This window comes from Enterobacter sp. BIDMC 26 (assembly GCF_000534435.1).
Lineage (GTDB): Bacteria > Pseudomonadota > Gammaproteobacteria > Enterobacterales > Enterobacteriaceae > Enterobacter > Enterobacter ludwigii.
In genome coordinates this window covers 2,431,177-2,446,717 of record NZ_KI973182.1, presented here as the reverse complement: position 1 = coordinate 2,446,717, position 15,541 = coordinate 2,431,177, and the positions used below count along the sequence as shown (strand labels likewise).

At 53.4% G+C, this 15,541-nt stretch carries 12 protein-coding genes; 10 read left to right on the top strand and 2 right to left on the bottom strand.

Features of this window, described 5'->3' with window-relative positions; genetic code table 11:
* The first annotated feature begins 71 nt into the window (after positions 1 to 71).
* Positions 72 to 1,904 carry an SLC13 family permease gene (locus L462_RS11935; RefSeq protein ID WP_032678613.1) on the top strand — a complete coding sequence of 611 codons (1,833 nt, stop codon included), beginning with the start codon at positions 72 to 74 and terminating at the stop codon, positions 1,902 to 1,904.
* A gap of 40 nt (positions 1,905 to 1,944) precedes the next feature.
* On the opposite strand, the gene yfbR is transcribed toward L462_RS11935, so the two are convergent.
* Together yfbR and alaA are read right to left on the bottom strand one after the other, a co-directional pair.
* On the bottom strand, positions 1,945 to 2,544 hold the full coding sequence (gene yfbR, locus L462_RS11940) for a 5'-deoxynucleotidase (protein ID WP_014171003.1): 600 nt from the start codon (positions 2,542 to 2,544) through the stop codon (positions 1,945 to 1,947).
* Positions 2,545 to 2,637: 93 nt separating this feature from the next.
* Positions 2,638 to 3,852, bottom strand: a complete 1,215-nt coding sequence (gene alaA / locus L462_RS11945) for an alanine transaminase AlaA (protein ID WP_014171002.1) — start codon at positions 3,850 to 3,852, stop codon at positions 2,638 to 2,640.
* A gap of 941 nt (positions 3,853 to 4,793) precedes the next feature.
* On the opposite strand from alaA, the gene lrhA reads away from it, so the two are divergent.
* From lrhA to nuoI, 9 genes are all read left to right on the top strand, one after another.
* Positions 4,794 to 5,732: a transcriptional regulator LrhA gene (gene lrhA / locus L462_RS11950; protein WP_025203584.1), complete on the top strand. Its 939-nt coding sequence runs from the start codon at positions 4,794 to 4,796 to the stop codon at positions 5,730 to 5,732.
* 630 nt (positions 5,733 to 6,362) lie between these two features.
* The gene (gene nuoA, locus L462_RS11955) at positions 6,363 to 6,803 is read left to right on the top strand and encodes an NADH-quinone oxidoreductase subunit NuoA (RefSeq protein ID WP_014171000.1); all 441 of its coding nucleotides are present in this window, start codon (positions 6,363 to 6,365) and stop codon (positions 6,801 to 6,803) included.
* Between the two features lie 15 nt (positions 6,804 to 6,818).
* Entirely contained in the window at positions 6,819 to 7,493 is a 675-nt protein-coding gene (gene nuoB, locus L462_RS11960) for an NADH-quinone oxidoreductase subunit NuoB (protein WP_003861482.1), read from the top strand.
* A gap of 89 nt (positions 7,494 to 7,582) precedes the next feature.
* Entirely contained in the window at positions 7,583 to 9,385 is a 1,803-nt protein-coding gene (nuoC, locus tag L462_RS11965) for an NADH-quinone oxidoreductase subunit C/D (RefSeq protein WP_014170999.1), read from the top strand.
* Between the two features lie 2 nt (positions 9,386 to 9,387).
* Complete coding sequence (gene nuoE, locus L462_RS11970; protein WP_014170998.1) at positions 9,388 to 9,888, top strand: NADH-quinone oxidoreductase subunit NuoE; 501 nt, start codon at positions 9,388 to 9,390, stop codon at positions 9,886 to 9,888.
* Positions 9,885 to 11,222 (top strand): NADH-quinone oxidoreductase subunit NuoF, encoded by a 1,338-nt coding sequence (nuoF, locus tag L462_RS11975; RefSeq protein ID WP_014170996.1) that lies wholly within the window; start codon positions 9,885 to 9,887, stop codon positions 11,220 to 11,222. Before nuoE ends, nuoF begins: the two co-directional genes overlap by 4 nt.
* 53 nt (positions 11,223 to 11,275) lie before the next feature.
* Positions 11,276 to 14,002 (top strand): NADH-quinone oxidoreductase subunit NuoG, encoded by a 2,727-nt coding sequence (gene nuoG / locus L462_RS11980; protein ID WP_032678612.1) that lies wholly within the window; start codon positions 11,276 to 11,278, stop codon positions 14,000 to 14,002.
* Positions 13,999 to 14,976 carry an NADH-quinone oxidoreductase subunit NuoH gene (nuoH, locus tag L462_RS11985; protein ID WP_014170994.1) on the top strand — a complete coding sequence of 326 codons (978 nt, stop codon included), beginning with the start codon at positions 13,999 to 14,001 and terminating at the stop codon, positions 14,974 to 14,976. The genes nuoG and nuoH overlap by 4 nt, the downstream gene beginning before the upstream one ends.
* A 13-nt stretch (positions 14,977 to 14,989) precedes the next feature.
* The gene (gene nuoI / locus L462_RS11990; protein WP_003861491.1) at positions 14,990 to 15,532 is read left to right on the top strand and encodes an NADH-quinone oxidoreductase subunit NuoI; all 543 of its coding nucleotides are present in this window, start codon (positions 14,990 to 14,992) and stop codon (positions 15,530 to 15,532) included.
* Positions 15,533 to 15,541: the final 9 nt, after the last annotated feature.

Sequence of the window (15,541 nt, the reverse complement as noted above, 5' to 3'; positions counted from 1 at the left end):
ATGATATAGCCCCACATTGTTGGGGCTTTTTTATGGCAAAATTTTGTCTCCTCCACTGACAAGGATATGTTGTGAACGGTGAACTGATTTGGGTCCTGAGCCTGCTTTTAATCGCCATCCTTCTCTTTGCCTCAGGCAAGGTGCGCATGGATGCCATCGCCTTGTTTGTCATCGTTGCCTTTGTGCTGAGCGGTACGCTCACGCTGCCGGAAGCTTTCTCCGGATTTAGTGATCCCAACGTTATCCTGATTGCCGCCCTGTTTATTATTGGCGACGGGCTGGTGCGCACCGGCGTGGCGACCATTATGGGGTCGTGGCTGGTCAAGGTGGCCGGCAACAGCGAAACCAAAATGTTGATCTACCTGATGCTGACGGTTGCCGGGCTGGGGGCGTTTATGAGCTCCACGGGCGTCGTCGCCATCTTTATCCCGGTGGTGCTGAGCGTCTCCATGCGGATGCAAACCTCGCCGTCGCGCCTGATGATGCCACTGAGCTTTGCCGGTCTTATCAGCGGGATGATGACGCTGGTGGCGACCCCGCCGAACCTGGTCGTCAACAGTGAGCTAATCCGCGAAGGGTTTGAAGGCTTTAGCTTTTTCAGCGTGACCCCACTTGGACTGGTGATTCTGGTGCTGGGCGTTGTCTACATGCTGTTAACCCGTTTTGCCCTGAAGGGGGAAAAACAGGATAAAAGCAAAGACGGCTGGAAACGACGGACCTTCCGCGATCTGATCAAAGAGTACCGTCTGACCGGGCGGGCGCGCCGTCTGGCTATCCGCCCCGGCTCGCCCCTCATTGGCCAGCGTCTTGACGACCTGAAGCTGCGCGAGCGCTATGGCGCGAACGTGATCGGTGTAGAGCGCTGGCGTCGTTTTCGGCGGGTTATCGTTAACGTCAACGGGGTGTCGGAATTCCGTGCACGCGACGTTTTGCTGATTGATATGTCCACCGCCGATGTTGATTTGCGCGAGTTTTGCAGTGAACAGTTGCTGGAACCCATGGTGCTACGTGGGGAGTATTTCTCAGACCAGGCGCTGGATGTCGGCATGGCCGAAGTGTCGCTGATCCCGGAATCAGAATTACTGGGTAAAACCGTGCGCGAAATCGGCTTCAGGACCCGCTATGGGCTGAATGTGGTGGGTTTAAAGCGTGATGGCGTGGCGACGGAAGGGGCGGTAGTGGATGAGCCCATCCTGCTCGGTGATATCTTCCTGGTCGTCGGCAACTGGAAACTGATCGGTCAGCTCGGGCAGAAAGGCCGCGACTTTGTGGTACTTAATATGCCGGTTGAAGAGAGCGATGCATCGCCGGCGCACAGCCAGGCACCGCATGCGATTTTTTGCCTGGTGTTGATGGTCGCACTGATGCTGACTGACGAAATTCCAAACCCTATTGCGGCTATTATCGCCTGTCTTCTGATGGGGAAATTCCGCTGTATTGATGCCGAAAGTGCCTACAAAGCCATTCACTGGCCGAGCATCATTCTGATTGTCGGGATGATGCCCTTTGCCCTGGCGTTACAAAAAACCGGTGGGGTGGATTTGATCGTCAAGGGACTCATGGACGCAGGCGGTGGATACGGGCCTTACATGATGCTGGTCTGCCTGTTTATCATGTGCGCCACGATAGGCCTGTTTATCTCCAATACGGCCACGGCCGTCCTGATGGCACCCATTGCACTGGCGATGGCGAAATCAATGGGGGTTTCGCCGTACCCGTTTGCCATGATCGTCGCTATGGCGGCATCTGCAGCGTTTATGACTCCGGTCTCGTCACCGGTCAATACGCTGGTGCTTGGCCCGGGAAATTACAAATTCAGTGATTTTGTGAAGATAGGCGTGCCCTTCACCGTGCTGGTGATGGTGGTGTGCGTGATACTGATTCCCGTGCTGTTCCCGTTTTAAACCCTGAAGCCGGGTGGCGACGTCGCGACCCGGCATACCGTCAGAGAGGGGAGTCCTGACTGATCTCGTCCAGCGACAAATGGAAGCTCGGCACAAACACCTGCATGAAATAATCCATCTCTTCGCTGCGGCGTGATTCCAGCGTTTTTTCCAGACGCGTTTTCGCCAGCAGAAATTCGTTATTCCCCGCGGACAGCTCTTCCAGACATTTCAGGTAAGCGCATAGCGCATCCGCCTGCTTAACCAGTAATTTTTCCTCTTCCGTGTACTGATGCTCATCAATCAGCGGCTCAAAAATATCGCGCAGCTCGTCCGGCACCATGTCGATCAGTTTCTGCTGAGCAATCTTCTCAATGGCCTTATATTCCTGGGCTATCTGCGAGTTGAAATATTTCACGGGTGTCGGTAAATCCCCGGTCAGCACTTCCGAGGCATCGTGATACATCGCCAGCAGGGCAATACGTTCAGCGTTAACCTGCCCATTGAATTTACGGTTTTTAATGGCAGCCAGAGCGTGAGCGACCATCGCAACCTGCAGACTGTGCTCCGACACATTCTCGGTGCGGACATTGCGCATCAGCGGCCAGCGGTTGATCAGTTTAAGGCGGGAGAGGTGGGCAAAGAAATGACTCTGACTCATAGGTTACCTTTTGTCTTCACTGCGACAGACTTCATTGTGCGGGGAGGGGAGGCAAGATGCAAATCAGGCTACCGAAGTAGCCTGATTTTAAGATTACTGGTGGTAACCTGAGAGGAAACGTCCAAAGCGGCTGATGGCCATCTCGAGGTCATCTTCACGCGGCAGGGTAACGATACGCACGTGATCCGGCCACGGCCAGTTAAAGGCGGTACCCTGAACCAGCAGCACTTTTTCCTGCAGCAGGAAATCGAGCACCATCTTCTGGTCGTCATGAATATTAAAGCGTTTCGCGTCGATTTTCGGGAACATGTAGAGCGCGCCGTTCGGCTTCACGCAGGAGACGCCTGGAATATCGTTGATAAGCTCCCACGCACGGTTACGCTGCTCATATAAACGACCGCCCGGCACGATAAACTCGCTGATGCTCTGATAGCCGCCGAGTGCGGTCTGGATAGCATGCTGCGCCGGCACGTTGGCACATAAACGCATAGAGGCGAGCATTTCCAGCCCTTCAATATAGCCTTTCGCATGTTTTTTCGGGCCGTTTAAGACCATCCAGCCCTGACGGAAACCGGCCACACGGTAGGTTTTAGACAGGCCATTAAAGGTCACGGTCAGCAGGTCCGGAGCCAGTGCGGCGATAGAGTGGTGCTGCGCCGCGTCATACAGGATCTTGTCGTAAATTTCGTCGGCAAAGATGATCAGGTTGTGCTGGCGGGCGATCTCCACGATCTCCATCAGCAGCTCTTTTGAGTAGACCGCGCCCGTTGGGTTGTTCGGGTTAATAATGACGATGCCGCGCGTGCGTGGGGTAATTTTCGCACGAATATCATCGAGATCCGGGAACCAGTCAGAGGACTCATCGCAAAGATAGTGCACGGCTTTACCGCTGGACAGGGATACGGCCGCCGTCCACAGCGGATAATCCGGCGCGGGAACCAGCATTTCGTCGCCGCTGTTCAGCAGCGCTTGCATGGCCTGCACGATCAGCTCAGAGACGCCGTTGCCGATATAGATATCTTCAACGGTAACATCACGCATATCGCGCGCCTGGTAGTGCTGCATGATGGCTTTTCGTGCGGAGTAAAGTCCTTTTGAATCGCAATAGCCTTGCGCAGTAGGCAGGTTGCGGATCACATCAACCAGAATTTCATCCGGCGCTTCAAAACCAAATGGCGCAGGGTTACCAATGTTGAGTTTCAGAACCTTATTGCCTTCTTCTTCAAGGCGTTTAGCCTCTTTCAGAACCGGGCCACGGATGTCGTAACAGACGTTATCTAGCTTGCTGGATTTTTCGATAGGGGACATGAACCTTTAACCTTTTCGCGATTGTTGCCACTCCCTGCCGTGGAAGTCAGCACGGAATAATGTACTCCCCCCTCGCTTCGTTTTGAAGGGCGGGCAGGAGAAGATTTTGTGGAGTGAATGAAAATGGAGTGAATCTTTTTCGCTATTAGCGAACAATTTAACTGACGTAAAGTAAGGTTAATGGTGTGAAAGTAGGTTTATTGTGCTGTTAAATAATATAAATGTTGTATATTGTGCTGATAAAAATAAATAATATCCGCAACCTGCGTGGCAGTTACGCTGAGTGACCTTTCGTAAAACCTGAATGCTTCGTTACGTGGCATTGTAATAGTGTGCATTGGCTAAAAGTTACTCATGTGAAATTAATGTTAAGTGTTATTAATGAATGGCCTTAATCTAAATTAAAATTTATTTATTATTAACCAACAAAATGCAACTTTAGTTAATTTTAATAAAATTAGTTGAGAAGCTTAACAACCCTCATAAATCCGCAATATTGCAATAAGACTTATAAATAAAGTGGATTTGGGTTAAGATGTCTTTCAGGAAAGCTGGGCACAGATACATATGTTTTGTATTTGTGGAACAGGTTTTCTGAATTAATTGATTGTTATTGTTAGAGTTATCTCTGGCCGGAATGGGTTAAACATCTCCTGCTACGTTGACAGCGCTGCGAGAAAGATGGCAGAAAGGGTGTATCACCCTTAATGGAATTTACATAAACCTGCAAACATCTAAATATCCTGAACGTTTAAGAGAATAAAAATAACGTCATGAAACGTGCTTTCTGACTGTTGATATTAAAACAGCACAATAACTATCTGTCAGGCAGTCTGCCGGGCCGGGATGCGAGGGAAAACCTTCAGAGGGAATTGCTTAACTGTTACACACACAGCTTCAACCCGGGCAGCTCCGCACGAGCAACCTGAAAGTGAAAAGATATGATAAATGCAAATCGTCCGATAATGAATCTCGACCTCGATCTGCTGAGAACGTTTGTTGCGGTCGCCGATCTCAACACTTTTGCAGCTGCTGCTGCCGCCGTTTGCCGAACCCAGTCCGCCGTTAGCCAGCAAATGCAACGGCTGGAACAACTGGTTGGTAAAGAGCTCTTTGCCCGTCACGGGCGTAATAAGCTCTTAACGGAACACGGTATTCAGCTTCTGGGTTATGCCAGGAAAATACTTCGCTTTAATGACGAAGCATGTATGTCATTAATGTATAGCAACCTGCAAGGGGTGCTAACGTTAGGTGCGTCTGATGAGTCAGCAGACACAATATTGCCATTTCTTCTCAATCGAATTAGTTCGGTTTATCCGAAGCTTGCGCTGGACGTTAGCGTAAAACGAAATGCTTTTATGATTGAGATGCTAAATGAGAATAAGGTCGATCTGGTGGTGACCACGCACCGTCCAGGGCAATTTAATTGCCTGACGTTGCGCACGTCTCCGACGCATTGGTATTGTGCCGCTGAATATGTGCTGCAAAAAGGTGAGCCAATTCCATTGGTATTACTGGATGATCCGAGTCCGTTCCGCGATATGGTGCTGGCGGCGCTCAATGAGGCCAATATTCCATGGCGTCTGGCTTATGTGGCTTCCACATTGCCAGCGGTACGTGCTGCCGTGAAAGCGGGGCTTGGGGTAACGGCCCGTCCGGTCGAAATGATGAGCCCGGATCTGCGCGTACTGGGTAAATCAGATGGTCTTCCTGCTTTGCCTGATACGGAGTATCTGCTCTGCCACAATACGTCCAGCAATAACGAACTGGCGAAAGTCGTGTTCGAGGCGATGGAAAACTACCATAATCCATGGCAGTTCGAACATGTTACCTCCGAAGGGGGGGATGATTCCCTGATCGTTGAAGGGGACTTTGAGTGATCGACAGCTCAAAATTCTGGTAACAATTTGTAAATGTAAAAAAAAGCCACTCACGCGATTTTCGCCTGCAGTGGCTTTTTTTTGGCAGTAATACCCGTGATCACCGCGTGGATTTTCAGGATAGTCGCTATTTATCAGTAAGATAAATGCTTTTGTTCAAATGTTGTGCATTTCCCGTTCAGTCTCCCTCCAGCTCGCCTCAATGTTAATAAAACAGGAAATATGTTGCTGGTTTTTTGGGTGAATTAACAAAAGCGTGTCTCAGATCAAGAAAATACTCCTCTTTGGGGGGAGGAATCGTTGGCAAATCCTGTCAAAATAGGAGGGTTATTTTTTTTACTTCCAAAACGGACACGATTCAACAACATGCATTTGACGTAAACTCAGGTACCCACCAGGGTTAAAGGGCACCAAATGTTAATGAGAATCGCTCGATGTAATTTAATGTGAAGAAACCTTTGTTAAAGTTGACAAAAGGTTATAGAAAGGAGTAAAAAACCCCATCATTTTGCTGTCTACGTCTCATTTCTGACAGTTAGTGTAAGGTTTTTCGTTCCTCCCCATGAATCGATGTGATGCCCATCTGCCAGCAAGAGCAGTGTCGTAGGTATCACTTTTGATGAGTAAGCAATGAGTATGTCAACATCCACAGAAGTCATCGCTCATCACTGGGCATTCGCAATCTTTCTTATTGTAGCCATTGGCCTGTGCTGCCTGATGTTAGTCGGCGGCTGGTTCCTGGGCGGTCGCGCCCGTGCAAGGCACAAGAACACACCTTTCGAATCAGGTATTGATTCAGTAGGTTCCGCTCGCTTACGCCTGTCTGCCAAGTTCTATCTGGTAGCCATGTTCTTCGTCATCTTTGACGTGGAAGCGCTTTACCTTTTCGCATGGTCAACTTCCATCCGCGAAAGTGGTTGGGTGGGCTTTGTCGAGGCCGCAATTTTCATTTTAGTGTTACTGGCCGGTCTGGTTTATCTGGTGCGTATTGGCGCGCTTGACTGGACGCCTGCGCGTTCACGTCGTGAACACATCAACCCGGAAAACAGTATCTCTAATCGTCAGCAGTAACAGCGAGGCAATAAGATGGATTATACGCTCACCCGCATAGATCCTAACGGTGAGAATGACCGTTACCCCCTGCAAAAACAGGAGATCGTAACCGACCCCCTGGAGCAAGAAGTCAATAAAAGCGTGTACATGGGCAAACTCGAGCATGCCATGCACGATATGGTCAACTGGGGTCGTAAGAACTCCATCTGGCCTTACAACTTTGGCCTTTCTTGCTGCTACGTTGAAATGGTGACGTCATTCACTGCGGTGCATGACGTTGCGCGTTTTGGGGCAGAGGTACTGCGTGCTTCCCCACGTCAGGCTGACCTGATGGTGGTGGCAGGTACATGCTTTACCAAGATGGCACCTGTTATTCAGCGTCTGTATGACCAGATGCTGGAGCCAAAATGGGTTATTTCCATGGGCGCATGTGCAAACTCTGGCGGTATGTACGACATTTATTCCGTCGTACAGGGCGTAGATAAGTTTATTCCAGTGGATGTTTACATCCCGGGTTGTCCGCCGCGTCCGGAAGCTTACATGCAGGCGCTGATGCTGCTGCAGGAGTCTATCGGTAAAGAACGTCGTCCGCTCTCCTGGGTGGTTGGCGATCAGGGTGTTTACCGCGCCAACATGCAGTCTGAGCGCGAGCGTAAACGCGGCGAACGTATTGCAGTAACCAATCTGCGTACGCCTGACGAAATTTAATTTGCGCCTGTGGGCATGGAGTAAACCTTCGCATATCACTACTCAAATAGCGCGAAGCCACGCCCTACAGTCACCACGGACCATTTGCAATGGTGAACAATATGACCGACTTAACCGCGCAAGAAGCCGCCTGGCAAACACGGGATCATCTGGATGACCCTGTCATTGGCGAACTGCGCAACCGTTTTGGGCCGGATGCCTTTACTGTTCAGGCGACCCGCACCGGGGTACCCGTTGTTTGGGTGAAGCGTGAGCAATTACTGGAAGTGGTCGATTTCCTCAAGAAATTGCCAAAACCTTACGTCATGCTGTTTGACTTACACGGCATGGATGAACGTCTGCGTACGCACCGCCAGGGTCTCCCTGCTGCGGATTTTTCCGTTTTCTACCACCTGATCTCAATAGACCGTAATACGGATATCATGCTCAAGGTGGCATTGTCTGAAAACGACATGCATCTGCCGACGATCACTAAACTTTTCCCGAACGCTAACTGGTATGAGCGTGAAACCTGGGAAATGTTCGGGATGACCTTCGACGGCCACCCGCATCTGACGCGCATCATGATGCCGCAGACGTGGACCGGCCACCCGCTGCGTAAAGACTATCCGGCACGTGCGACTGAATTCGACCCGTTTGAGCTGACGAAAGCCAAACAGGATCTGGAGATGGAAGCGCTGACCTTCAAGCCGGAAGACTGGGGCATGAAACGCGGGACGGAAAACGAGGACTTCATGTTCCTCAACCTCGGTCCAAACCACCCCTCTGCGCACGGTGCTTTCCGTATTATTCTTCAGCTTGATGGCGAAGAGATTGTCGACTGCGTACCGGACATCGGTTACCACCACCGTGGTGCTGAGAAGATGGGCGAGCGTCAGTCCTGGCACAGCTACATTCCGTATACCGACCGTATCGAGTACCTCGGCGGTTGCGTAAACGAAATGCCTTACGTGCTGGCCGTTGAGAAACTGGCAGGTATCACCGTACCGGATCGCGTTAACGTCATCCGCGTGATGCTCTCCGAACTGTTCCGTATCAACAGCCACCTGCTGTATATCTCCACGTTCATTCAGGACGTTGGCGCGATGACCCCGGTCTTCTTTGCCTTTACCGATCGTCAGAAAATCTACGATCTGGTAGAAGCCATCACCGGTTTCCGTATGCACCCGGCCTGGTTCCGTATCGGCGGTGTGGCACACGATCTGCCGCGCGGCTGGGAGCGCCTGCTGCGTGAATTCCTCGACTGGATGCCAAAACGTCTGGCTTCTTACGAGAAAGCCGCACTGCGTAACACCATCCTGAAAGGCCGTTCCCAGGGCGTTGCAGCCTACGGTGCGAAAGAAGCGCTGGAGTGGGGTACGACAGGTGCGGGTCTGCGCGCAACCGGTATTGATTTCGACGTGCGTAAAGCCCGTCCTTACTCTGGCTATGAGAACTTCGACTTCGAAGTCCCGGTTGGCGGCGGTGTTTCCGACTGCTACACCCGCGTGATGCTGAAAGTTGAAGAGTTGCGCCAGAGTCTGCGCATCCTTGAGCAGTGCCTCAACAACATGCCGGAAGGCCCGTTCAAGGCGGATCACCCGCTGACGACGCCGCCGCCGAAAGAGCGCACGCTGCAACATATCGAAACCCTGATCACCCACTTCCTGCAGGTTTCCTGGGGTCCGGTCATGCCGGCGCAAGAATCCTTCCAGATGATTGAAGCGACCAAGGGTATTAACAGTTACTACCTGACCAGTGACGGCAGCACCATGAGCTACCGTACCCGCGTGCGTACACCAAGCTTTGCGCACCTGCAGCAGATCCCGTCCGCCATCCGCGGCAGTCTGGTCTCCGACCTGATTGTGTATCTGGGTAGTATCGATTTTGTTATGTCAGATGTGGACCGCTAATTATGCACGAGAATCAACAACCACAAACCGAGGCTTTTGAGCTGAGTGAAGCAGAACGTGCCGCCATTGAGCACGAGATGCACCACTACGAAGACCCGCGTGCGGCGTCCATTGAAGCGCTGAAAATCGTACAGAAACAGCGTGGTTGGGTGCCGGATGGGGCGATCTATGAGATCGCAAAAGTGCTGGGCATTCCGGCAAGTGACGTAGAAGGCGTAGCCACGTTCTACAGCCAGATCTTCCGTCAGCCGGTGGGTCGCCATGTGATCCGCTACTGTGACAGCGTGGTTTGTCACATTACCGGTTATCAGGGCATTCAGGCAGCGATTGAGAAAAAGCTCAATATCAAGCCAGGCCAGACCACGTTCGATGGCCGCTTTACGCTGCTGCCAACCTGCTGCCTGGGGAACTGCGACAAGGGGCCGACCATGATGATTGATGAGGATACTCACAGTTATCTTACGCCGGAAGCCATTCCTGACCTGCTGGAGCAGTACAAATGAAAACTGTAATTCGTACTGCTGAAACTCATCCACTGACCTGGCGTCTGCGTGATGACAAACAGCCGGTATGGCTCGACGAATACCAGAGCAAAAACGGCTATGCCGGTGCGCGTAAAGCCCTGGGCGGCATGGCACCGGACGACATCGTCAGTGCGGTCAAAGACGCTGGCCTGAAAGGGCGCGGCGGCGCAGGCTTTTCCACCGGTCTGAAGTGGAGCCTGATGCCAAAAGACGAATCCATGAACATCCGTTACCTGCTGTGTAACGCTGATGAAATGGAGCCGGGCACCTATAAAGACCGCCTGCTGATGGAACAGCTGCCGCACCTGCTGGTGGAAGGCATGCTGATCTCCGCGTTCGCGCTGAAAGCGTACCGGGGTTACATCTTCCTGCGCGGTGAATACATCGAAGCGGCTGAAAACCTGCGTCGCGCGATTGCCGAAGCCACTGAAGCGGGCCTGTTGGGTAAAAACATCCTTGGCACCGGTTTTGACTTCGAGCTGTTCGTGCACACCGGGGCAGGGCGTTATATCTGTGGTGAAGAGACCGCACTGATTAACTCCCTTGAAGGCCGCCGTGCGAACCCACGTTCCAAGCCACCGTTCCCGGCAAGCTCTGGCGTCTGGGGTAAACCGACCTGTGTAAACAACGTCGAAACCCTGTGTAACGTCCCGGCAATCCTCGCCAATGGCGTGGAGTGGTATCAGGGCATCTCGAACAGTAAAGATGCCGGTACCAAGCTGATGGGCTTCTCCGGTCGCGTGAAGAACCCTGGCGTCTGGGAACTGCCGTTTGGCACCACCGCACGTGAAATTCTTGAAGACTACGCTGGCGGCATGCGTGATGGCCTGAAATTCAAAGCCTGGCAGCCAGGCGGTGCAGGGACCGACTTCCTGACCGAGGCCCATCTTGATCTGCCGATGGAATTCGAAAGCATTGGTAAAGCAGGCAGCCGTCTGGGTACGGCGCTGGCGATGGCCGTAGACCACGAGATCGGCATGGTATCGCTGGTGCGTAACCTCGAAGAGTTCTTTGCCCGCGAGTCCTGCGGCTGGTGTACACCGTGCCGTGATGGTCTGCCGTGGAGCGTGAAGATCCTGCGTGCTATCGAACGTGGCGAAGGCCAGCCTGGCGATATCGAGACACTTGAGCAACTGTGTCGATTCCTGGGGCCAGGGAAAACCTTCTGTGCCCACGCACCAGGCGCCGTTGAGCCACTGCAGAGCGCGATTAAATATTTCCGCGACGAATTCGAAGCAGGCATCAAGCAGCCGTTCAGCAATACCCATGCAATCAATGGGATTCAGCCGAACCTGCTGAAAGCGCGCTGGTAAAACAGAATTTTGATTAACGCTCAGTTACGACTGAGCCAACTGGAAGCATGCTAATGGCTACGATTCATGTAGACGGCAAAGAGTATGAGGTCAACGGGGCGGACAACCTGCTGGAAGCTTGTCTGTCGCTCGGCCTTGATATTCCGTATTTTTGCTGGCATCCGGCGCTGGGCAGCGTCGGTGCTTGCCGCCAGTGTGCGGTGAAGCAATATCAAAACGCGGAAGACACGCGTGGTCGCCTGGTGATGTCCTGTATGACGCCAGCCACCGAAGGCACTTTTATTTCGATTGATGACGAAGAAGCCAAACAGTTCCGTGAAAGCGTTGTGGAATGGTTGATGACCAACCACCCGCACGATTGCCCGGTCTGTGAAGAGGGCGGTAACTGCCACCTTCAGGATATGACCGTAATGACCGGTCACAGCTTCCGTCGCTATCGCTTTACCAAACGTACCCACCGCAATCAGGACCTGGGGCCGTTCATCTCTCACGAAATGAACCGCTGCATCGCCTGCTACCGCTGCGTGCGTTACTACAAAGATTACGCAGACGGACAAGATCTGGGCGTGTATGGCGCGCATGACAACGTCTACTTCGGTCGTCCGGAAGACGGTACGCTGGAAAGCGAATTCTCCGGTAACCTGGTCGAGATTTGTCCAACCGGCGTCTTCACCGATAAAACGCACTCCGAGCGTTACAACCGTAAGTGGGACATGCAGTTTGCACCAAGCATCTGCCAGCAGTGTTCGCTGGGCTGTAACACCAGCCCGGGTGAGCGCTATGGCGAACTGCGTCGTATTGAAAACCGTTATAACGGTACCGTTAACCATTACTTCCTGTGCGACCGCGGTCGTTTCGGCTACGGCTACGTGAACCTGAAAGACCGTCCACGTCAGCCCGTTCAACGCCGTGGTGATGACTTCATCACCCTGAACGCTGAACAGGCGATGCAGGGCGCGGCAGATATTCTGCGCCAGTCGAAGAAAGTGATCGGTATCGGCTCCCCGCGCGCCAGCATCGAAAGTAACTTTGCGCTGCGTGAGCTGGTTGGGGCGGAAAACTTCTACACCGGTATCGCTCAGGGCGAGCAGGAACGTCTGCAGCTGGTACTGAAAGTGCTGCGTGAAGGCGGTATTCATACCCCAGCGCTGCGTGAAATTGAATCTTATGATGCGGTTCTGGTGCTGGGTGAAGATTTGACGCAGACCGGCGCTCGCGCTGCCCTGGCGGTTCGTCAGGCGGTCAAAGGTAAAGCACGTGAAATGGCGGCGGCTCAGAAAGTGGCTGACTGGCAGATTGCGGCAATCCTCAACATCGGTCAGCGTGCGAAGCATCCTCTGTTTGTGACCAACGTCGACAACACGCGTCTGGACGATATCGCGGCGTGGACCTATTGCGCGCCGGTTGAAGATCAGGCCCGTCTTGGCTTTGCGATTGCTCATGCGCTGGACAGCAATTCTCCGGCCGTTGAAGGTCTCGATCGCGACCTGCAGAACAAGGTTGATGTGATTGTTCAGGCCCTGGCGGGTGCGAAGAAACCCCTGATTGTTTCCGGGACTAACGCCGGTAGCGCGGAGATCATTCAGGCTGCCGCGAACGTGGCTAAAGCGCTGAAAGGCCGTGGTGCAGACGTTGGCGTGACCATGATTGCCCGTGCGGTGAACAGCATCGGTCTGGGAATGATTGGCGGTGGCTCTCTGGAAGCTGCGTTAAGCGAACTGGAATCCGGTGCCGCTGACGCCGTTGTGGTGCTGGAAAACGACCTGCATCGCCATGCTTCTGCCGCACGCGTTGACGCAGCGCTCTCCAAAGCGCCGCTGGTGATGGTTATTGACCATCAGCGCACCGCGATCATGGACAAAGCGCACCTGGTGCTCTCTGCGGCAAGCTTCGCGGAAAGCGACGGTACGGTTATCAACAACGAAGGCCGCGCACAGCGTTTCTTCCAGGTGTATGACCCGGCGTACTACGACAGCAACACCATAATGCTGGAAAGCTGGCGCTGGCTGCACTCTCTGCACAGCACCGTTCAGAGCCGTGAAGTGGACTGGACGCAGCTCGACCATGTTATCGACGCGGTCGTGGAAAAACTGCCTCAGCTGGCTGGCATCAAAGATGCGGCTCCTGACGCAAGCTTCCGTATTCGTGGCCAGAAACTGGCGCGTGAACCGCACCGTTACAGCGGTCGTACCGCGATGCGTGCCAACATCAGCGTTCACGAACCTCGTCAGCCGCAGGATAAAGACACGATGTTTGCCTTCTCAATGGAAGGGAACAACCAGCCGTCTGCACCGCGCTCTCAGGTTCCGTTCGCATGGGCACCAGGCTGGAACTCCCCGCAGGCATGGAACAAATTCCAGGCTGAAGTGGGCGGCTCTCTGCGCCACGGTGACCCGGGCGTGCGTCTGATTGAAGCTTCCGACACCGGTCTGGACTTCTTCACCACCGTGCCGGCGAGCTTCCATGCGCAGGAAGGGAACTGGCGTATTGCGCCGTACTACCATCTGTTCGGTAGTGACGAATTGTCCCAGCGTTCTCCGGTATTCCAGAGCCGCATGCCGCAGCCGTACATCAAGCTTAACCCGGCAGATGCCGCGAAGCTTGGCGTTAACGCGGGTGCGAACATCGCCTTTAGCTATGATGGCCAGACAATCAGCTTGCCGCTGATTATCTCTGAAAGGCTGACAGCAGGGCAGGTGGGTTTGCCGATGGGTATGCCTGGCATCGCGCCGGTACTGGCGGGTGCGCGTCTTGATAATCTGCAGGAGGCAAAAGCATGAGTTGGTTAACGCCGGATCTTATCGACATCCTGCTGAGCATTCTGAAAGCGATAGTTATCCTGCTGGTGGTCGTCACCTGTGGCGCGTTCATGAGCTTTGGTGAACGTCGTCTGCTCGGTCTGTTCCAGAACCGTTACGGACCGAACCGCGTGGGCTGGGGTGGTTCACTCCAGCTGGTAGCGGACATGATCAAGATGTTCTTTAAAGAGGACTGGATCCCGCGCTTCTCGGACCGCGTGATCTTTACTCTGGCACCGATGATCGCCTTTACCTCGCTGCTGCTGGCGTTCGCGATTGTTCCTGTCAGCCCGACCTGGGTGGTGGCTGACCTGAACATTGGCATTCTGTTCTTCCTGATGATGGCAGGCCTCGCCGTGTATGCGGTGCTGTTCGCGGGCTGGTCCAGTAACAACAAATACTCCCTGCTGGGTGCGATGCGTGCTTCTGCGCAGACGCTGAGCTACGAAGTATTCCTGGGGCTTTCCCTGATGGGTGTGGTGGCGCAAGCCGGTTCATTCAACATGACCGACATCGTCAACAACCAGGCTGACATCTGGAACGTTATCCCGCAGTTCTTTGGTTTTATTACCTTTGCTATCGCGGGCGTGGCGGTGTGTCACCGTCACCCGTTTGACCAGCCAGAAGCCGAACAGGAACTGGCCGACGGTTACCACATCGAATATTCCGGTATGAAATTCGGTCTGTTCTTCGTGGGCGAGTACATCGGTATTGTCACCATTTCCGCGTTGATGGTAACGCTGTTCTTTGGTGGCTGGCATGGCCCGTTCTTACCGCCGTTCATCTGGTTCGCGCTGAAAACCGCGTTCTTCATGATGATGTTCATTTTGATTCGCGCAGCGTTACCGCGTCCGCGTTATGACCAGGTAATGTCCTTCGGCTGGAAAGTGTGCCTGCCGCTGACGCTCATCAACTTGCTGGTAACGGCGGCTGTCATTCTCTGGCAGCAGCCATAAGGGGCTATAGACCATGACCTTAAAAGAATTATTGGTAGGTTTCGGCACTCAGGTACGCAGTATCTGGATGATCGGCCTGCACGCGTTTGCCAAACGCGAAACCCGGATGTACCCGGAAGAGCCGGTATATCTGCCGCCGCGCTACCGTGGCCGTATCGTGCTGACGCGCGATCCGGACGGTTCAGAGCGCTGCGTTGCCTGTAACCTGTGTGCGGTAGCGTGTCCGGTGGGCTGTATCTCTCTGCAGAAAGCAGAGACGGTAGATGGCCGCTGGTATCCTGAGTTCTTCCGCATCAACTTCTCACGCTGCATTTTCTGCGGTCTGTGTGAAGAAGCGTGCCCAACCACGGCGATTCAGCTGACCCCGGACTTCGAACTGGGTGAGTATAAGCGTCAGGACCTGGTGTACGAGAAAGAGGATCTGCTGATTTCCGGTCCGGGCAAATACCCGGAATATAACTTCTACCGGATGGCGGGTATGGCAATCGACGGCAAAGATAAGGGCGAAGCAGAGAACGAAGCTAAGCCTATCGACGTCAAGAGCCTGTTACCGTAAGGAGAGGGC